This is a genomic window from Galenea microaerophila, from assembly GCF_054657255.1.
Genome location: NZ_BAAHWZ010000001.1, coordinates 456,743 through 476,551, shown reverse-complemented (window position 1 = coordinate 476,551; position 19,809 = coordinate 456,743). Strand labels below are relative to the sequence as shown.

The window sequence follows — 19,809 nt, the reverse complement described above, 5'->3', positions numbered from 1 at the left end:
AAATTTCGCATTAAAGGTTTGAGATTTTGGCCGATAAACTGTTTACGGCAAGATTAAACAAAAAAGCCGGCAAAAATTGCCGGCAAGACCAGAAAAACAATTCATTTATTGTTAGAGCTGTAAAATTCGATTAAAGAGGGTATTAGAAGTCGAAATCACTTGCGTGGAAGCTTGATACATCCGTTGCGTTTGAATCATATTGACCAATTCTCCTGCTGTATCAACATTGGAGTATTCTAGTGACCCTGAATTAATCGCGCCAAAACCATTTGTTTGCGGTGCTGACATCTGTACAGTACCGGATTGATAGCTTTCCGCATAATATTGCCCGCCCAATTTTTCCAAAGCATTTTTATCATTAAAATCCGCTAAACCGAGACGCGCTACCGGTACCGAACGACCATTAGAATAGCGGGCGGTAATTACACCATCAGATCCTGTCGTCACCCCCACTAAATCCCCAATTTTATAACCATTTTGCGTCACCCCACGCAAGTTATAACTGCCCGCATATTGGCTCATCTCTGACATATCCGCATTGATCGCTACGGTCAACGCATTTGGGTTCCCTAAAGGATCATTAGCGCCAGTCAATGGATTATCAATAATCCACTGCATAGAGGGCTGCTCTCCAATAGATGTCCAGTCTGTCGATGGTAGCTCTTGATTTGGGTTATCTTGGCCCACTGGGTTAGAATTATCATTGGGCTCTCGGACATCGACCAAGTTTCCATTGGTATCAAACCTTAACTCATAAATAATCCCTTCATCCCCTGTTGCTGCTGTTCCATCATAGCGATGGCCACTGGTTACCCATTCCCCTGTTGATGGATCTTTATCCTCAATGGTGTATTGCGCAATCCAACTGGTATATTTTATGTTATTCCCACTGCTGTCTGTTAAGGTGGAATTGGCTGCGGGAACCACATCCCTTTTATAGTAATTCGCGGTCATGCGGTGCTCGCCACCCAAACTGTCATGAATGATTTTATTAGTAGAGAAGTCTGGAAACCCTGTGTAAGTTCCCGCGTCCTTGTCTACTAGATATTGTAAATTATTGACATTTGAGGTGTTAGTCTGTGCGACACCATTGCCATTTGCATCCACATTATCGGCTTCCTCACCATCCAAATTAATATTAAAGGTCATTTCATCGGTGGCTTTAGGCACTTTATTCAATGCATCCAAATTAATAGAGCTTAGAGTGGTATCAAAAACAGGTGACGTTTCGGTCGATAGTGTCTCATTTAACAGATACCCTTGCACCTGATTGCCATCTTGAGCAGTAATATAACCATTTTTGTCCAGCTTAAATGAACCATTACGTGTATAAATATTATCATACTTACCTGATTGATCTTTCAAAATAAAAAAGCCTTCACCATCAATGGCCGTATCCAAATCTCGTCCAGTATCCACGATCGTTCCCTGGGTAAAGTTTTGGGTAATCGCTCCTACCTTCACCCCATTTCCGGGTGACTTTTGTGCACCAGAGAAAAGGTCTGAAAATTCAGCTCTCGATCCTTTAAAACCAACGGTTTGCGCATTAGCGAGGTTATTTGAAATCACCCCTAACCCTGTTGATGCTGCATTCACGCCACTTAATGCATTTAAATCATATGGAAATCCCATCTCTCTATCTCCCTTGTCTTTCTGTTTGTTGTTTTTAAATTATTGTGTAATTTCTCGGACATCACTGAGTGAAACACGTTCACCGGTTGCCAAAGTCAATGTCATGCTGCCATCATCATTCACACCGACGCTATTTACGCGTGAAGGCACTACGGTTTTAATGGACTGTAGCGCTCCATTTTCATCTGTGCCATACACCGTTAAGGTGTATTCACCAGAGGGCATAGCGTTACCTTGTTCATCCGTGCCATCCCAACTCACTGTTTTTTCACCTGTATTCAAATCCCCCATACTCAACTCGGTGACGGGCCCATTATCATTCGTGACCACCACCTTGACATCCTTTAAAGGCTGATCCAGCTTTAATCTAAACTGACTCGGATCACCTTGAGTATGACTAAGTTGATCACCAATGGATTGCACCGCCTTACCTATCAAGCTAGCGGCTTGTAACGTTTGTAAACTCTGGAATCCTTTAGTCATCGATTGAACCGATTTATTCATGCTTTCAGTCGCTTGCAACTGACTCATTTGTGTTAAATCGGTGACAAACTTTGTCGGATCCATTGGCTGATTTGGGTCCTGGTTTTTGAGCTGCGTGGTAAGCAACCTTAAAAAATCAGCCTGACCCAGCGACTGTTGAGGCGCAGTGGCTTTAGGGTTACTCCCTTGCTGCAAAGCAGCCATATAATCTTTACTGCTTGGGTTGATATTGGGTAATTGAACAGCCATCTCTCTCTCCTAGGTTACTTACCGAGCTGTAAGGTTCTGAGTAACAATTGTTTTGAAGTGTTCATCACCTCAATATTGGTTTCATAAGTACGGGAAGCATCCAACATATTGGCCATCTCTTCCACCACATTCACATTCGGTCGGAAGATATACCCCTCCTTATTGGCCATCGGATGATTGGGGTTATACTCCATCTTTAAGGGCGCTTTATTCTCTACAATCTCTTTAATTTTCACGCCGCCGGTAGGCCGTCCACTCTCTTCATCCATAATCGCCTGAAAGACGGGCTCTTTCGCACGATAGGTCTCTTTGGCATTAGAGCTGATACTGTCCACATTGGCCATATTGGAAGCGATGGTATTCAACCGCACCGTTTGCACATGCATGCCGGTGGCTGAAATATCTAATACATTAAACATTGACATAATTCATTACTCCCCTCTTAAAGCACCACGAATGCCTTTAATTTTGCCATCGATAAAATTTAAAGTGGCTTGCTGCTGCATGGCGTTCTCCATAAATTGTGCTTTTTCAATATGTGTCTCTACGGTATTGCCATCCAGTGCTGGCTGCGTCGGCATGCGATACTTTAAAAAATCACTGGTGGTAAAATCTGCTGAAGCAGCAATATGACGAGCATCAGTTCGTACCAGATCAGGCTTGCCACTAGGCACCATCTGCAATTCATCTTTAGACTGGTTCAACATCTGACGCCAATCAATATCCCTGGCTTTATAGTTGGGGGTGTCTGCATTGGCCAAATTATTCGCCAATAGTTCTGAACGCATTGTGCGCACTCTTAGTGCTTGTTCATGAATACCAAAAATGGATTCCATGAGAAAACTCCCTTGTCAATCTATGCTTATTAGAAGTGTCAACCTTTAGACACCTCGATCATAATGCTTAACAAGAGACTAGCAATCAGAGTGCCAATTTATTAAAAATAACATTAAAGTTATTAAAAAATGGCCGATATCAAACGGTAAGGTGTTATGTTCTTCAGAAAATGAGAGTGCTTTGACAAAAAAGCAAAAGAAATTCAAAAATAGCCCAATTTTCCCAGTCCTGCTACCAGGCTTTGACCCAATCTCCCACAGAAATTGCATATTTAGATTCGCCAGAAACCTTTGCCACAATGAAATTTGGCATCACTCGGGTGACTTGAATAAAGCCTGAAGGACGTAAATCAAAACCTAAATTGTAATTCTGGACATTTAAGGCAGCGCCGTCTTTATGATAAACTGCCAAATAATCTCCGACTTGAATGCCGGTCTCTTGAGAGATGGGCACGATTACCTCTTGATCCCTTTTTTCCACAACTTCTGACACTAAATTTTGACATTTTAAGAAGTTTTGCGCTTGCTCTACCATTTGATCTAATAACAGGTCAAAAACTTTGCCCGTATCAGTGGAAAAAAATGCACTTGTGCCCACCGGTTTATCTCGACCCACGACCACATCGCCTTCAATATCAAAACCCAGCCGATGTTGCGCGACGACTTTTTGACGATAAAGATCTACCCAAAAGTAATCCACCTCTAGATGACGCTTATCAGGCTCAGCATCATAGAGATAGAATTGTTTTACCCGGTTCAAAAGAGAACCGGGCTCGGTGACCAAAGCAGTAGAACGAATCACAGGCAACAACACCAGCTGTGCTTGCGTAGAAGCGCGAAGCTCATCCAATAAATCAGGATCTAAATTCGGCTGGATCAATTGCCCTTTTTGGATGCCTAAAGCATGATTTAAGGGCTTGGCGTTCAAATATTTCTGCTGATGTAAACGGCGAATGAGTTCACTTTGTACACCACGCACCAAGTTACTTAAGTCTCTTGCTTGCTCAGGAAATTGAACTAAAGGTTGTGCGATCACAATGGGGACTTGATAAAAATTAACCGGTAAATTAGGACACCCTGCTTTCTCATCCGTTAAACACACTTTCAACACCACCTGGTAAGTGGGTGGGTTTAATTTTTCTTGTTCCGCCTCATCACAAAATCGACAAGGTTTCGTTGTTTGCACAAGGTTCTCCCCTTCGCGCAAAATCGAAAAGCCGACAATACGACTATGGGAAGTAAAATGCGTTTGCGATTGCTTAAGCTGAAACGCTTGCACTTTTTCTTTAGAGGTCACCGTTGTGTTGCGATAAATACTGGCATTTTTCAGAGCATTTCGAATCGCCATCTGTCTCATAAAGGCTTGATCTCCTAAAGAAAAATCCGCTTCCCCTAGGACTTGAATGCATGAAGCATTGGCGGGGACATCTTGCATCCTTGAAATCGGCTTTAAGGTATCAAAAAAAGTGGGTGAAGGCAGATTTTCTTGTTTTTTAGGTATCAGCTGGGATGACGCTTTTTTCGGTGGTTGCGTGCTTGGCGGCTGATTGGGGTTTTGCTGCTGAGACTGTGTATGAATCACAATTTCTGCTTCCGCCACAACCCCTGAAGAAGCTGTGATTAAAAATAAAAAAGCCAGCCAAATGCCAGCTTTTATTTTCCCTTGCACACTTAATTTATTCAGCTCTTTAATATTCACAATATTCTCAATATTCACTCAAGACACAGTTATTCCGCAGCCATCTGCGCCTCTTCCATTTCACGCTCTTTGCGTATTTTCTGTATCTCATCAATTCGATCCACCACGATTTGCGCTAACATATCCGGCTGCCATTTAGAGATAAACTTATTCGCCCCAACTTTGGCCGTGAGCGTTTCATTAAATCCGCCGCTTAATGAAGAACTCAACAATACATAGAGATCCGCCAATCTTGGATCCTTACGAATATTGGTAGTCAATGTATAACCATCCATTTCCGGCATTTCAATATCTGAAATAACCATTAAGATGCGCTCTGAAGGCTTCGCAGCATAACCTTTGTCATACTCATCTGCCATCTTACGCAGCATCTCCCAAGCTTCGCGGCCATTGGCTGCCATTTTCACAGTGATGCCCAATTTTTCCAAAATACCTTTCAACTGATTACGCGCCACACTGGAGTCATCGGCAATCACAGCCATCATATCCAACCCTTCAGTCTTGCTCTTCACTTTTTCCAAGAACTCAGGCTGAATCTCATTATCAATGCCGGCAATTTCTGCCAGCACTTTTTCGACATCCACAATTTCCACGATCTCATCATTGATACGTGTCACACCCGTTAAGTAGTTAACATTATGGAATGTTTCCGGTGGCGGCATAATGTCTTCCCATTTCATATGTACAATGCGATCGACACTTTCTACCAAAAACCCTTGTATTGTACGGTTAAACTCCGTGACAATGGTTAAACTCTCTTCCCATTTGTCTTTAGGAATTGGTGGCATATCGAGCGCTTTCGCTAAATCGATCATGGGCATCGTCTGGGATCGAATATCTGCGACCCCTAGAATACGATCATCGGCTTTAGGTACGGGAGAAATGTGAGGCGTTTGAATCACCTCTCGCACTTTAAACACATTAATCCCAAACAACTGAGGCCCATGAATACGGAACAGTAACAGTTCCATTCTATTCATCCCAGCCAAAGAAGTTCGTTGATCCACCCCTTTTAAAAAACTAGACATCGTTGCCACCTTCCTTATCTGTTTTTATAATCATATCTATTACGTTCGGCCTTCCTATTGTACGCAAAAACTTTTCACCTTAAAAACATTGTCTGTATGCTATAAAGCGTTACAGCGTTCAAAAAACATACTTATGGAAAATTATGCAAACTATATGCCAGTTTAAACTGAAAAAATTATTTTTACTGATCGGTACGCTTATTTTTACCCTTTTTACATCATTTAGCTTAGCCGTCGCCTCGGATATACAAGCGTTTGAACCTATTAAGCAACAACTTATGCAAGTTTATCTTCAAAAAGCGCAGGAACAAAAGCTACATGACATCAAAATTATCATCCGCCCTTTTAGTCCAAACTTAAAACTGCCTCGCTGCGAACAACCTATTTTATTTGAAGACAAACAACTGCAAGACCCTGCAAAATTTGCCGGTCGTCATACAGTTAAAATTTCTTGTCAAAACCCTAAATGGAAATTTTACACATCCATTATTATTCATGGCACACTCCCTGCTATAATTTCCACTCAAGGAATTATAAAAAACGCCGTTATAACAGAGGTTATGGTAAAACAGGTTTGGCAAGATGCTCGGCGAGTCAATTCCAGACGGCTGATTCACCTAAAAACCGTGATCGGCATGCGAGCTAAACGCCCGATTCCACCTGGAAAGGTGCTAACGGTTAATGACGTCATACCCCCTTATTTAGTAAAGGCTAAAAATGAAGTCACAATCATGACAAAACTGGGCTCCCTTTACATTAGCACTAAAGGCATTGCTTTAAAAAATGGTGTTTATGGAGAGCAGATCCCGGTCAAAAATCGCCGATCAGGCAAAATTATTAATGCTATTGTGACTGGAAGAGATTTGGTTGAGGTCCCTTAAGTGAACGTTTTATCTATTATTATTATTCATTTTTACTAAAGAATTTTGAGTACTGCCGATATAATGTTTGAAAGGTAAATGTAAGAGAGGCGAAGATGAACATTAAAAATATTTCTCAAAATATTGCGAATGCGGCACAAAATGATGCCGCCCGCAAGGCAGATGAAGCTCGGGCTCAGCAAGCTAAAAATCCTTCCTCTGCCAGTGAAGCAACAAAAGCCACTACTCAGGGAGATAAAGTAACTTTAACCGCCACTTCTCAACAAGTGAAATCACTTGAAAAGAAAATGGAAGAGGCGCGTGTGGACAACAGCGAAAAAATCAAAGCCCTAAAGTTAGCCATCGAAAACGGTGACTATGAAGTGGATACAGAGGCGGTTGCCAAAAAACTCATCCAAACGGAATTTGCATTTATGCAAAAATCTGTGCAGTAATAAGATAGCGTTCGCTTAGTATGCCTAATGAGCAAAAAACGCCAGAGACAACCTATGCAGAGGGGGGAGCCGCCTCTCTCCCAACTCTGCTGTCTCAATTAAATGAAGAAGTTCTCAACTTTGCTCAATTACTTGATCAAGAACATACAACGCTCACTCAGTTCACATCTGAAGCCCTTAATATTTTGACCGATCTTCTAGATCAAAAAAACCAATCTTCAGAGCGTATCCAGCAACTCACGCAAGCGATTCTAAAGACAGCTGCGCAAACCTACAATGTACAACTCAACCTCTCTGAAGCCAACCTTCAACAACTTCTCTCTCTCCCGCTCTCTCCATTAGAACAGCAACAATTAAAAGAAGCCCTAAAGCAGTCTGAATCGGTTTATCAAAAAAACTTGCGTAATGGCATGATGATTCAATCGTTGAGCAATATCAACCAGCAAGCACTGATGGTGCTCAAGGGCGCAGACAATCTATATTCTGGCTATACGGCTCAAGGTACCCAACAACGTCCCACTACTCAAAGCACATCTCTAGGTAAAGCTTAATCGACGATTCCCTGGTATAACACTTGCTTACTTTATGCTGATCAAGTGAAAATAAAGTTAACCTAAGCGGTTTCAATGTTTAAAATATAAAAACAAATCTTAAAATCAATAGAGAGAATGCACCATGGGAGCTGAAAACCGAAATTTTTTTCGCCTAGATGTCATATTGCCCTGCAGTTATCGGGTATTAACCCGAGAAGAGGCGGAAAAACACCCTCTGCCAGATAAGCCCACACCGGAGTTTATTGAACACTACTTTATGAACAACCTCCAAGAGCTAAATGAACAAATCTCCGAGCTATTAGTTCAAGTCAGCAACAAGAGTGCCTTAATTGGAACCGTTCTCAGAGCTCTGAATTCAAAAATTGATTTCGCCCTCGAAGCGATTGATACCAAACAATTGACTCAAATGATTCCCAGCCGAATGGTCAATATTAGTGGTAATGGCTTAGCCATCCAAATTGATGAGCCGATTACTAAAGAACATGTCGTTGACCTCTTAATCAAACCTTTAGAAGATGAAGAACCTGTAATTGTCCGCTGTGATGTGGTCAATATTAAAAAACAACCTAATTGTGATGACTGCTATTGGGTCGCCCTAAAATATCAATATATTTCAGAAGATGATCGCCGCAAACTCATCTATTTCTTGCAGCAAAAAGAGATTGAGGCTGCCCAAAAAATGCGTGCATCATCAAGCAGTGAGTCCTAACTATTTTTAGCAGTTTACTTGACTTAGCGACAGCCCCCTTTTTCAAGCATCGTTTCCTCACAATGTGCAACTTAGCCTATTAAATTGTATAATGGCTTGCTTAACAATTTAGGATAGGAAATAACGAATGTCGCAGCGTCAAATTTTAGTTACCAGTGCGCTTCCCTATGCCAACGGCCCTATTCATTTGGGCCATATGGTAGAGTATATTCAAACCGATATTTGGACCCGTTTTCAAAAAGCACAAGGTCATCAATGTATCTATGTGTGTGCAGATGATGCACATGGCACCCCGATTATGTTACGTGCTCAAAACGAAGGGATAACGCCTGAAGAACTGATCGCACGTATTGCCAAAGAACACCAGGCAGATTTTGCAGATTTTCATATCAGCTTTGACCAATATCACAGTACCCACTCACCCGAAAACAAAGAACTCGCCAGTTACATCTATACCCAACTCAAAGCAAAGGGTCATATTAGCCGCAAAAAAATCAAACAGCTGTATGACCCAGAAAAACAGATGTTCTTACCAGATCGTTTTATTAAGGGCACCTGCCCTAAATGTCATGCAGAAGATCAATATGGCGATAATTGTGAAGTGTGTGGGGCGACCTATAGCCCTACCGAACTCATTCATCCCAAATCTGCTGTTTCAGGCGCCACCCCTATTGAAAAAGAGACTGAGCATCTTTTCTTTGAATTGGCCGATTTTGCAGACCTCCTCAAAACGTGGACGCAAACACCTGGACACCTACAACCTCAAATTGCCAACAAACTGAGCGAATGGTTTGAAACAGGTTTGCGCGCGTGGGATATTACACGTGATGCCCCCTATTTTGGCTTTGAAATCCCTGGCGAACCAGGAAAATATTTCTATGTTTGGCTTGATGCCCCCGTCGGTTATATGGCCAGTTTTAAAGCCTATTGTGAGCGTACAGGGACGGATTTTGACGCCTTCTGGAAACCGGACTCAAAAGCCGAACTGTATCATTTTATTGGTAAAGACATTATCTATTTCCACGCCCTTTTTTGGCCTGCCATGCTCAGCGGTGCCGGATTTAGAACCCCCAATGCAATTTTTGCGCATGGTTTCCTCACTGTCGACGGGCAAAAGATGTCTAAATCCCGAGGCACTTTTATTATGGCTCGGACGTATCTCAACCATCTCAATCCTGAGTATTTACGCTACTACTTTGCCGCCAAATTGAGCAGTGGCATTGATGATATTGACCTCAATTTAGAAGACTTTGCCCAAAGGGTCAATGCAGACTTAGTCGGTAAAGTCGTCAATATTGCCAGCCGCTGTGCAGGGTTTATCAACAAACGTTTTGATGGAAAACTCGCAGATACGCTTTCTGCAGAAGGCGCTGCCCTCTATCAAAAAGCTGTAGAAGCCAACGCGCTTATTGCTGAGCTCTATGAAAAGCGTGAATATGCACACGCTATGCGCGAAATCATGGCCATAGCCGATATGGCAAATGAATTTATTGACCAAACAGCGCCCTGGGTTTTAGCTAAAGAAGCTGACAAGGAAGCTGAACTACATGATTCCGTGTCTACTGGGATTAATCTATTTAGAGTGCTCATGACTTATCTCGCACCCGTTATTCCTGCAACGGCATATAAAGCACAGACCTTTTTAAATATTGATCACTGGCAATGGGATGCTATCGAAAAACCACTCCTCGGTCATGCGATTCAAAAATTCAAGCCGCTCATGACGCGTGTAGAACCAGAAAAAATTCAACAAATGTTGGCAGATACTCAAAAAGATTTAGCACAACATCAACAAACCAACACAGGAAAATCTAAAGTGAGCGAACAAGCAACAGATCTAGAACCGATTGCTGAAGAGATCACCATTGAAGACTTTATGAAAGTCGATTTGCGAGTTGCAAAAATCATCGATGCTGAAGCGGTACCTGAGGCCAATAAACTGCTCAAACTGACTTTAGATATTGGCCTTGAACAGCGACAAGTGTTTGCTGGGATTAAATCTGCCTATGAACCTGAGCAGCTGATCGGTAAGCTCACCGTGATGGTCGCCAACCTTAAACCACGAAAGATGCGCTTCGGTGTTTCAGAAGGTATGGTTTTAGCTGCCGGATCTGGTGGTTCAGAGCTCTATATTCTCTCTCCAGATGAAGGCGCTAAACCTGGCATGAGAGTCAAATAATTTATAGACTATAGCCGAAACCAGGAGTTCCCCATGGAGTACATTCTGATTATTATCAGCACCGTGCTTGTTAACAATTTTGTGCTGGTCAAATTTTTAGGTCTCTGCCCCTTTATGGGGACCTCTAAAAAATCTGATGTCGCGATGGGGATGGCTTTAGCCACCACTTTTGTGCTCACGCTCTCCTCGGTCCTCAGTTATTTAATCTACACCTATCTTCTAATCCCCTATGGTTTGGAATACCTCAAAACCATTGCCTTTATTGTCGCCATTGCCACGGTCGTCGGCTTCACGGAAATGGCCATCCATAAAACCAGCCCTGTCCTCTATCAAGTGTTGGGCATTTATCTGCCCCTCATTACCACTAACTGCGCCGTACTCGGGGTGGCTTTACTCAATGTCGGGGAACAAAACGACTTTATTGAATCGGCCTTTTATGGCTTTGGCGCAGCGGTTGGTTTTTCACTGGTGCTCGTCCTCTTTGCCTCTATTCGTGAGCGTGTAGAGCATGCCGATGTGCCTGAACCCTTTAAAGGGGCGCCCATCGCGCTGATAACCGCAGGACTGATGTCTATCGCCTTTATGGGCTTTGGAGGTCTGGTTTAATGCTCACCGCCCTCTTAATTTTTCTTGGTTTATCCCTTCTATTTGGCCTTTTACTCGGTTATGCCGCAGTTAAATTTAAAGTGGAAGGCAATCCCCTGGTCGATCAAATCGATAAAATTTTACCCCAAACACAGTGTGGCCAGTGCGGTTACCCAGGCTGCCGCCCCTATGCAGAAGCGGTCGCCAAAGGCGAAGCAGAGATTAATCTCTGCATACCTGGGGGAGAAGAGGTCATGCTTAAAATTGCAGAGTTAACCGGTAAAGAACCGAAAGCTGTAGCCGAGCCGGAAAACCAACATGAAGGTCGGATGGTCGCTTACATACACGAAGATCTATGCATTGGCTGTATGCACTGCATTAAAGAGTGCCCTGTCGATGCCATTGTCGGCACCACTAAAATGATGCATACCGTCATTGCAGATGAATGCACAGGTTGTGAGAAGTGCATCCCTGTCTGCCCCGTAGATTGTATTGAAATGCGTCCAATTACGGAAACGCCTAAAAATTGGATCTGGCCCGACCCTAAGGAGACACTTAAAGCACTGCATGTGGATCCAGAATTTGAAAGCCCTAAGAGCTTTCATCATCCAATTAAGGAGGTTTTATGAGCCCCCTGGCTTCCACGCTTAAGCCTTGGGTTCTTAAGTTAGCCCCTATTTTTCCCTATATTAAGCGTGTGCTCTACCGTTTTCATGGGGGCGTATTCCCTAACTATCGAAAAGAGCTCTCCAGCCGGCACCCCATTTATCCGCCTTTTATCCCAACTGAGTTGGTGCTCCCTTTACAACAGCATGTTGGACAAACCGCCAAACCAATTGTGAAGCCGGGGGATATCGTCCACAAAAACCAAAAAATTGCTGATATGCACAAAGGATTAGGTGCCCCGATTCATGCCCCCACCTCTGGCACCGTCATTGCCATTGAAAATCGCACACTTCCGCATCCATCAGGATTAGAAGATGTCTGTATTGTGATTAAACCTGATGGTCAAGATAAAGCCATTGAAAATGTCTTAAACACCGATGGTCGTTGGCCAGAAACCCCCGCTAAACTCAAGCAAATCATTCTAGAAGCCGGGATTGTGGGCATGGGAGGCGCTGGGTTCCCGACCTACGCAAAAATCCCCAATCAATCTGGCCGTATTCACACCCTACTGATCAATGGTGCAGAGTGTGAACCCTATATCACCTGCGACGATTTACTGATGCAAACCCAGCCACAACAGATTTTGACCGGTGCCCTGATTGTCGGTAAAGCCTTAGGGGTCAAAAAAATCTTGTGTGGCATTGAAGACAACAAACAGAAGGCCACTCGAGCCATGCAAAAAGCGGCCAATCAGCTGCAACAACTGCACCCTGAAATAGAGATTGAAATCATTTCAGTACCAACCGTTTATCCAATGGGCGGGCAAAAACAACTCACCTATGAACTCACGGGGGTTGAGGTCCCTGCAAATGCACATGCGGTGGATATTGGTCTATTAATGATGAATGTGGCCACTTTTGCTGCCATTGAAAATGCCGTTGAGAACGGGAATCCTTTAGTCTCTCGGATGGTGACAGTGACCGGTGAAGGCGTGGAAAATCCATTTAATATTCATGCCTTACTCGGCACGCCTTTTGACAGTCTGGTTAATCTAGCCAAACCCAAACAGCCCCTTGATTTTCCATTGATCATGGGAGGGCCTATGATGGGATTTGAAGTGCAAAACAATCAAGTCCCCGTGATCAAAACGACCAACTGTATTTTGACCAATCGTCCCTATATCCCAGAAGTGGTGCTACCCTGTATTCGTTGCGGGGAGTGTATGGACGCCTGCCCAGTTAACTTATTGCCTCAGCAGCTTTACTGGTATAGTCGCTCTGAAGAGTGGGATAAGGTTGAAAAACATCATATATGGGACTGCATTGAGTGTGGCTGCTGTAGCTATGTCTGCCCCAGTAATATTCCACTGGTGCAATATTATCGACATGCCAAATCCGAAATTAAAGTCAAAAAAGCTGAAGAAGCCTTTGCCGCAAAAGCAAAACAGCGTCATGAACAGCGTTTAGCACGTCTTGAAAAAGAGAAACAGGAACGAGAAGCACGTCTTAAAGCTAAAAAGGATGCGGTAAAAAAACAGGCCTCCGGCGCGCATTCAGAAGGCGCGGAAAAGCCAGCACTTTCTGCCCGTGAAAAAGCCATTCAAGCCGCTAAAGCACGCGCTGCTGCAAAAAAATCCGCCTCAGCTCACGCCTCCCAAGCTGAGCAGAAAGCGACTTCCTCAAAACCAGACAAGTCAACACAATCTCCAGAAGACAAGCGGACGGCAGCCATGGCAGCTGCTAAAGCAAGGGCGGAAGCTTTACGCAAAAAGAAAGCCCAAGCAAACGCTGCCTCATCCAATCCAGAGCAGGAGTCTAACTGATGAACCAACGCTGGCCGATTCTCTCTTCCCCTTTTGTACATGCTGATACTTCAGTGCGTAAGACCATGTTTCATGTCCAATTGGCAAGCATTCCTGCACTCTTTATCTATTTTTACTTTTTTGGTTATGGCATCACCATTCAGTGGACTTTAGGCGTGCTCACCGCCATCATTGTCGAAGCTGCTATGCTTTACTTACGGAATCGTCCCATCCTACCCTACCTGACAGACTTTAGTGCACTGATTACCGTCACAGGTATTACATTTTCCATCCCCCCTGATGCACCGTGGTGGCTTATGGTCACAGGGGTCAGTTTTGCCTTAATTTTTGGTAAACATCTTTATGGGGGTCTGGGTTACAATCCGTTTAACCCCGCCATGATGGGCTTTGCCTTTTTAATCGTCTCCTTTCCGGCGCAAATGACTTTATGGACCACGCCCATTGATGTATCCGGTCATAAGCCCTCTTTTTTACAGTCACTTGACCTCATTTTCTTTGGACACAGTCAAGGCGTCACCCTCGACCAGATCACAGGGGCGACGCCATTAGGTGAAATCAAAACCAATTTAACTCAACATATTCCAGTGACCGAAAGCCTCAAGTCCCAACTATTTTCCAATTCCCAAGTGGGGATCGGTTGGGTCTGGGTCAATATTGCTTTTATTTTAGGGGGGATTTATCTACTGCTCACACGCGCCATTCGTTGGCAATTCCCTATTGGTTTTTTGGCTGGATTAACCCTCATGGCGCTCATTTTCCACGCAATTGACCCCCAAACCTATGCCCCCTTATCGGTTCACTTACTGTCCGGAGGCACGATGCTCGCGGCTTTCTTTATTATTACTGACCCGGTAAGTGGTCCCACGACACCTCGCGGTCGTCTCTTTTTTGCCTTTAGCATTGGTGTCTTACTCTATATCATCCGGAATTGGGGCGCCTTCCCAGATGGCATCGCCTTCGCTATTCTCATTATGAATATGTTTGTGCCTCTAATTGACCAATATACGCAACCGCGCGTCTTTGGCTACCAAAGGGAGAAGGTCTAATGGCGATACAAAATCCAGTCATTCGACAAATGGTAAAATCAGCCACCTTGCTCAGCCTCTTTATGCTGATGGGGATTGGCTTACTGCTCTGGGTGGCACACATCACCCAACCTAAAATAGAACAGGCGCAAAAAGACAACCTTATCAAAACTTTTAACCAAATTATTCCACACAGCGAATATGACAATGATCCATTGAATGATACACTGATTATTAAAAACCCCAAAAGTTTAGCCTTACTGGGGACTCGTACACCTGTCACGTTTTACCGTCTACGTAAAAATGGACGCTCGGTTGCGGTTATTTTTCCCATCACTGCACCTGATGGCTACAGTGGCCCGATTAAACTTTTAATCGGCGTCTATAGAGATGGTCGTATTGCGGGGGTTCGCGTTTTAGAAGAGCGCGAAACGCCGGGATTAGGGGATAAGATTGAGCTGAAGAAATCCCCCTGGATTTTAAGTTTTAACGGACGAAGATTAACACCAGAAAATGAGAGTCGTTGGGCGGTTAAAAAAGACCATGGGATGTTTGATCAATTTACCGGCGCCACCATTACCCCTCGCGCGGTCGTAAAAGCGATCAAACATGCGCTGATTTTCGTCAACCAAATGGGAGACAAGCTTTATGAATGATCGTTTTGCAGACTATCGTGAAATCGCGCAAAAAGGCTTATGGGACAATAACCAAGCGCTCGTTGCCCTGTTGGGGCTCTGTCCTTTACTGGCGGTCACCAATAACACCATCAATGGCCTTGGATTAGGCATTGCGACCATGAGTGTTTTAATCATTTCCAATATTTTGGTTTCTCTTATGCGAAACTATGTGCCTGATGAAATTCGCATTCCTGTTTTTGTCGCCATTATTGCCAGTGCGGTCACCATTATTGACCTATTGATGAATGCTTATTTACATACATTGCATGGTATTCTCGGCATTTTTGTCCCCCTAATTGTGACAAACTGTGCGATTCTTGGACGTGCCGAAGCCTTCGCTTCTAAAAATACGGTGGATAAAGCGATCGTGGATGGTTTTTTTATCGGGCTAGGCTTTACACTGGTCTTGGTCATTTTAGGTGCCCTACGTGAGCTGATCGGTAATGGCACCCTTTTTGACCAAGCGGATCTGCTCCTAGGCAGCTGGGCACATCAGTTAACCCTGCATCTGCCCAGTGATTATCATCCAGCCCTGCTCGCCATCTTACCCCCGGGGGCTTTTTTAGGCTTAGGGCTCTTAGTGGCCTTCAAAAACGCCATTGAACTCAGACAACGCCAGAAAAAACGCAACGCCTTAGGCATCCAAGTACAAGTTTCTCCCACAAACACTTAAATGCGACTATGAATCAACAAAAACGCGAAGCCATTTTTGAAAAACTCAGCGAATGCATCCCAAATCCGCAGACAGAGCTCAATTACAGCAGTCCCTTTGAGCTGTTGATTGCCGTTATTCTCTCTGCACAAGCAACGGATGTGGGCGTGAATAAAGCCACAGAAAAATTGTTTAAAGTGGCCAATACGCCAAAAGCGATTTATGAACTCGGTGAAGAAGGGCTAAAACAGTATATTAAAACCATCGGGCTCTATAATACGAAAGCCAAAAATATTATGCTAACCTGTAAGATTTTGCTGGATAAATATGATGGCAAAGTCCCAGAAGATCGAAAAGCCCTCGAATCGCTGCCTGGTGTCGGCCGAAAAACGGCCAATGTAGTGTTAAATACCGCCTTCGGACACCTCACAATTGCGGTCGATACGCATATTTTCCGCGTCTCGAACCGCACCAAACTCGCCCCTGGCAAAACGGTTTTAGAGGTTGAAAAAAAACTGATGAAAGTGGTGCCTAAAAAATATCTAAAAGATGCCCATCACCTACTGATTCTGCACGGACGTTATACGTGCAAAGCCCGTAAGCCCGCCTGTGGCGCTTGCTGTATTTATAATTTGTGTGAATTTGAAGACAAAGCCCATTATGCGGAAGAAGCGTAGCCATGTTTTATACCCAAGAACGCGATAAACTCCGTCAAGTCTATGCAGATGTTTGGCAAAAAGCGCAAACCAATGCGCCTATGGATGCCCTGGAAATGCTTATTGCACGTGTTATTGAAGACCATCCAGAGTACCATGCCTTATTAAATAACGCTCATCATCTGGCCAATGAGTACCTACCGGAATTAGGAGAAACCAACCCTTTTTTACATATGGGCATGCATCTGGCCATTCAGGAACAAGCGGTCACGGATCGTCCCGCTGGGATTAAAGCCATCTATGAAAAGCTCAGTGAAAAAACGCAAGATTTTCATCAAACAGAACATCTCATGATGGACTGTTTAGCAGAATCCCTCTGGCAAGCACAACAAAAGCAGCAACCCGCCGATGAGCAAGCCTACCTCGATTGCTTACAAAATTTATTAAAAGATTAAAAATAGGTCTCACCCATGATAAAACTAACTCGATTGTTATTCACTACCCTTTTTTCTTTAACTATCAGCGGCATAAGTCTTTCCGCCTCAGCACAACAAGACTTACAAACGCCTGTCTTTGTTTCGCCTGAATGGGTCAAGGCGCATCAAAATGAAGTTAAAATCATCGATTTAAGCAGTAAACTTCAATACCGAAAATTTCATTTACCCAATGCCACTTGGATTAACTATGCTTGGTTGATTCGCCCGCAAGATGGATTAGAACTGAGTGGAGGAACCGTCTATATGGCCAATGCGCTCAGCCAACTTGGCATTAAACCGACCGATTATGTGGTCATTTATGATGATATGGGCGAACTGAATTCCAGCCGTCTTTTCTGGGAACTGGCAAAGATGAAGCATCCTAAGGTCTCTCTACTTGATGGCGGTTCCATCAGTTGGGTCTTAGCGCAAAACAGAGTCACTCAAACCGTCCCACCCCTAAGAAAAACGCACTACCCGATTCCGACCGATAACTTAGCCAATGCCTACACCGCTGATAAATCGGAAGTGTTAGCCGCCATTAAAGATCCCAATATCCATCTGATGGATGCACGCTCCGAAGCGGAATATATCGGCAACCCCAAACAAAAACGTAGCGGGCATATTCCCACCGCGATCCTATTTCCCTGGGATGTCGCCGTGGATGCCAACCATGGTTTTAGACAACGCTCTCCCGCACAACTGCATAAAATCCTCGCTCAAGTCGGGATCACCGATAAAACGCAACCGATTATTGTCTACTGTCACACAGGACATCGCGCCGCGCGACTTTGGACCCTGCTGAAAAGTTTAGACTTTCAAACAGTGAAACTCTACGATGGCTCTATGCAAGAGTGGTCTTTAGACCCCAATCTGCCCATTAAACAAGGCAGACAACCTTAAGGAACGACTCGAATGACCTCACCGCTGAAAAAAGCCTTGCAAAATAGTCTGTTGATCACGGCCATTGTCGGACTGGTGGTGCATCTACAAGGCGAAACCATTGCAGCCGGTATGATGACCATGATTTACACCGAGATTATTCTGTTTCCCAGTCTCTATTTTGCCTATCGCTACACCTCTCGTCTTCGGAAAAAAATGGCAGAATCCGAAAAATCGAATGATCATACTCAATCCCAGCAACAAGATTGAAGCGATTTTTGTATACTTTTATTAATTAAAAATAGGGTTTTTAAATCCATGTCATCACAGACTGAACCACAAACAGCGAACAATCAAGACCCAAGCGAACTCCAACACTTTAACCAGCAAGCCCATAGCTGGTGGGATACAGAAGGGGAATTTGCCGCTTTGCATCAGATCAACCCCTTGCGCCTTCAATTTATCCAACAGTTCCAGCCTATTAAAGCGCAAAAAATTTTAGACATCGGTTGTGGTGGCGGGATTCTATCTGAATCTTTAGCACAAGCGGGGGCTGAAGTCACCGGCATAGACTTGGCCACAGAAGTTCTCACCATTGCCAAACTGCATGCTTTAGAATCGGGCGTTTCCGTCAACTATCAATGCCAAGCGGCGGAAGAACATGCCCAAGAAAATGCTGAATGCTATGATGTGGTCACCTGCATGGAAATGCTGGAACATGTGCCGGATCCAGCCGCCATTATTCAAGCAGCTGCCTTGGCTACCAAACCGGGCGGTTGGCTCTTTTTTTCAACCCTTAACCGGAATTTTAAATCCTATCTTCTGGCCATTTTAGTCGCAGAAAACCTGTTAAATCTCGTTCCCAAGGGAACGCATACCCATAATAAATTTATCACCCCCGCGGAGTTGACAGCGATGGCACGAGATGCTGGACTGACACTTAAGGCCAGTGCTGGCATTGACTTTAATCCTTTGCTTAATCGTTATCGGCTGAATAATGACCTATCCATTAACTATCTACTGGCTTTTCAAAAAATCTAAAAGTGATCGAACTCATGAAATCGAATCTACAATGCCTCCTTTTTGATCTCGATGGCACCTTACTGGATACCTCTATGGATTTTGCCTATGCGCTCAATCAACTGCTGATGCAAGACCAGCGAGCGCCTTTGCCTTATCATCAAATTCGAGAAACCGTCTCTTCCGGCGGACTGGCGATGACCCAACTGGCTTATCCAGATTTAGAAGGCGATCCCCTATTGGCCAAACGAGATGAATTTATTGCGCTCTACCATGAAAATATCGCCCGGCACACGCAACTTTTTGCGACTTTGGATTCAGCCTTGACCACTTTAATGAAAAAAAAGATCCCTTGGGGCATTGTGACCAATAAACCCACACATTTAACTGAAAGTTTACTGGCCCAACTCACCTTGCCACACGATCCACAAGTCTTAATTTGTGGAGACACCTTACCGGTTCGAAAACCGCACCCAGAGCCCCTGCTTTTGGCAGCTGAAAAATGTGGGGTTTCTCCTCAACAATGTCTTTATCTCGGTGATCATCCGCGTGATATTGAAGCGGGCATTCAGGCTGGGATGAAAACCGGCGCCGCCCTGTTTGGCTATCTGCCCAATGACGCGCAATTTCCGAATAGTCAGCAAACACTACAACAAGCTGACTTTCAATTCCATACGCCTTATGAAATCACACAATTTATTCAAGGTCTCTAAAAGGTCTCACA

The 19,809-nt window shown here is 44.1% G+C and carries 23 protein-coding genes; 17 read left to right on the top strand and 6 right to left on the bottom strand.

All coding sequences use genetic code 11. From position 1 onward, the window contains the following. Positions 1 to 111 precede the first annotated feature (111 nt). From ACYQ05_RS02280 to ACYQ05_RS02255, 6 genes are all read right to left on the bottom strand, one after another. Complete coding sequence (locus tag ACYQ05_RS02280) at positions 112 to 1,632, bottom strand: flagellar hook protein FlgE (protein ID WP_459817940.1); 1,521 nt, start codon at positions 1,630 to 1,632, stop codon at positions 112 to 114. Positions 1,633 to 1,671: 39 nt separating this feature from the next. Then, positions 1,672 to 2,364, bottom strand: a complete 693-nt coding sequence (locus ACYQ05_RS02275) for a flagellar hook assembly protein FlgD (protein ID WP_459817938.1) — start codon at positions 2,362 to 2,364, stop codon at positions 1,672 to 1,674. Between the two features lie 14 nt (positions 2,365 to 2,378). Continuing rightward, positions 2,379 to 2,789: a flagellar basal body rod protein FlgC gene (gene flgC, locus ACYQ05_RS02270; RefSeq protein ID WP_459817936.1), complete on the bottom strand. Its 411-nt coding sequence runs from the start codon at positions 2,787 to 2,789 to the stop codon at positions 2,379 to 2,381. A gap of 6 nt (positions 2,790 to 2,795) precedes the next feature. After that, on the bottom strand, positions 2,796 to 3,200 hold the full coding sequence (flgB, locus tag ACYQ05_RS02265) for a flagellar basal body rod protein FlgB (protein ID WP_459817934.1): 405 nt from the start codon (positions 3,198 to 3,200) through the stop codon (positions 2,796 to 2,798). A gap of 232 nt (positions 3,201 to 3,432) precedes the next feature. Next, positions 3,433 to 4,917 (bottom strand): hypothetical protein, encoded by a 1,485-nt coding sequence (locus ACYQ05_RS02260; protein WP_459817932.1) that lies wholly within the window; start codon positions 4,915 to 4,917, stop codon positions 3,433 to 3,435. Positions 4,918 to 4,928: 11 nt separating this feature from the next. Further along, complete coding sequence (locus ACYQ05_RS02255; protein WP_459817930.1) at positions 4,929 to 5,927, bottom strand: chemotaxis protein; 999 nt, start codon at positions 5,925 to 5,927, stop codon at positions 4,929 to 4,931. 143 nt (positions 5,928 to 6,070) lie between these two features. Between ACYQ05_RS02255 and flgA the strand changes: the two genes are divergently transcribed. From flgA to ACYQ05_RS02170, 17 genes are all read left to right on the top strand, one after another. Continuing rightward, positions 6,071 to 6,808 (top strand): flagellar basal body P-ring formation chaperone FlgA, encoded by a 738-nt coding sequence (flgA, locus tag ACYQ05_RS02250; RefSeq protein ID WP_459817928.1) that lies wholly within the window; start codon positions 6,071 to 6,073, stop codon positions 6,806 to 6,808. Positions 6,809 to 6,903: 95 nt separating this feature from the next. Continuing rightward, positions 6,904 to 7,242 carry a flagellar biosynthesis anti-sigma factor FlgM gene (gene flgM / locus ACYQ05_RS02245; RefSeq protein WP_459817927.1) on the top strand — a complete coding sequence of 113 codons (339 nt, stop codon included), beginning with the start codon at positions 6,904 to 6,906 and terminating at the stop codon, positions 7,240 to 7,242. Positions 7,243 to 7,262: 20 nt separating this feature from the next. Beyond that, positions 7,263 to 7,793, top strand: a complete 531-nt coding sequence (locus ACYQ05_RS02240; protein WP_459817926.1) for a hypothetical protein — start codon at positions 7,263 to 7,265, stop codon at positions 7,791 to 7,793. Between the two features lie 124 nt (positions 7,794 to 7,917). Continuing rightward, positions 7,918 to 8,505, top strand: a complete 588-nt coding sequence (locus ACYQ05_RS02235; RefSeq protein ID WP_459817924.1) for a PilZ domain-containing protein — start codon at positions 7,918 to 7,920, stop codon at positions 8,503 to 8,505. A gap of 127 nt (positions 8,506 to 8,632) precedes the next feature. Beyond that, positions 8,633 to 10,684 carry a methionine--tRNA ligase gene (gene metG / locus ACYQ05_RS02230; RefSeq protein ID WP_459817922.1) on the top strand — a complete coding sequence of 684 codons (2,052 nt, stop codon included), beginning with the start codon at positions 8,633 to 8,635 and terminating at the stop codon, positions 10,682 to 10,684. Between the two features lie 33 nt (positions 10,685 to 10,717). Beyond that, on the top strand, positions 10,718 to 11,290 hold the full coding sequence (rsxA, locus tag ACYQ05_RS02225; protein WP_459817920.1) for an electron transport complex subunit RsxA: 573 nt from the start codon (positions 10,718 to 10,720) through the stop codon (positions 11,288 to 11,290). Beyond that, entirely contained in the window at positions 11,290 to 11,898 is a 609-nt protein-coding gene (gene rsxB, locus ACYQ05_RS02220; protein ID WP_459817918.1) for an electron transport complex subunit RsxB, read from the top strand. Before rsxA ends, rsxB begins: the two co-directional genes overlap by 1 nt. Continuing rightward, entirely contained in the window at positions 11,895 to 13,697 is a 1,803-nt protein-coding gene (gene rsxC, locus ACYQ05_RS02215; RefSeq protein WP_459817916.1) for an electron transport complex subunit RsxC, read from the top strand. The genes rsxB and rsxC overlap by 4 nt, the downstream gene beginning before the upstream one ends. Beyond that, positions 13,697 to 14,743 carry an electron transport complex subunit RsxD gene (gene rsxD / locus ACYQ05_RS02210; protein WP_459817914.1) on the top strand — a complete coding sequence of 349 codons (1,047 nt, stop codon included), beginning with the start codon at positions 13,697 to 13,699 and terminating at the stop codon, positions 14,741 to 14,743. Before rsxC ends, rsxD begins: the two co-directional genes overlap by 1 nt. Beyond that, entirely contained in the window at positions 14,743 to 15,378 is a 636-nt protein-coding gene (rsxG, locus tag ACYQ05_RS02205) for an electron transport complex subunit RsxG (protein ID WP_459817912.1), read from the top strand. The genes rsxD and rsxG overlap by 1 nt, the downstream gene beginning before the upstream one ends. Then, a complete protein-coding gene (locus ACYQ05_RS02200) occupies positions 15,371 to 16,072 on the top strand; it encodes an electron transport complex subunit E (RefSeq protein WP_459817910.1) in 702 nt (233 codons plus the stop codon). Before rsxG ends, ACYQ05_RS02200 begins: the two co-directional genes overlap by 8 nt. Positions 16,073 to 16,080: 8 nt before the next feature. Next, a complete protein-coding gene (gene nth / locus ACYQ05_RS02195; protein WP_459817908.1) occupies positions 16,081 to 16,728 on the top strand; it encodes an endonuclease III in 648 nt (215 codons plus the stop codon). Between the two features lie 2 nt (positions 16,729 to 16,730). Then, positions 16,731 to 17,162 carry a DUF1841 family protein gene (locus ACYQ05_RS02190; RefSeq protein ID WP_459817906.1) on the top strand — a complete coding sequence of 144 codons (432 nt, stop codon included), beginning with the start codon at positions 16,731 to 16,733 and terminating at the stop codon, positions 17,160 to 17,162. Positions 17,163 to 17,177: 15 nt separating this feature from the next. Beyond that, positions 17,178 to 18,086: a sulfurtransferase gene (locus ACYQ05_RS02185; protein WP_459817904.1), complete on the top strand. Its 909-nt coding sequence runs from the start codon at positions 17,178 to 17,180 to the stop codon at positions 18,084 to 18,086. A gap of 12 nt (positions 18,087 to 18,098) precedes the next feature. Further along, a complete protein-coding gene (locus ACYQ05_RS02180) occupies positions 18,099 to 18,335 on the top strand; it encodes a hypothetical protein (RefSeq protein WP_459817902.1) in 237 nt (78 codons plus the stop codon). A gap of 48 nt (positions 18,336 to 18,383) precedes the next feature. Continuing rightward, entirely contained in the window at positions 18,384 to 19,106 is a 723-nt protein-coding gene (gene ubiG, locus ACYQ05_RS02175) for a bifunctional 2-polyprenyl-6-hydroxyphenol methylase/3-demethylubiquinol 3-O-methyltransferase UbiG (RefSeq protein ID WP_459817900.1), read from the top strand. Positions 19,107 to 19,120: 14 nt separating this feature from the next. Continuing rightward, a complete protein-coding gene (locus ACYQ05_RS02170) occupies positions 19,121 to 19,798 on the top strand; it encodes an HAD family hydrolase (protein WP_459817898.1) in 678 nt (225 codons plus the stop codon). The last annotated feature ends 11 nt before the right edge of the window (positions 19,799 to 19,809 follow it).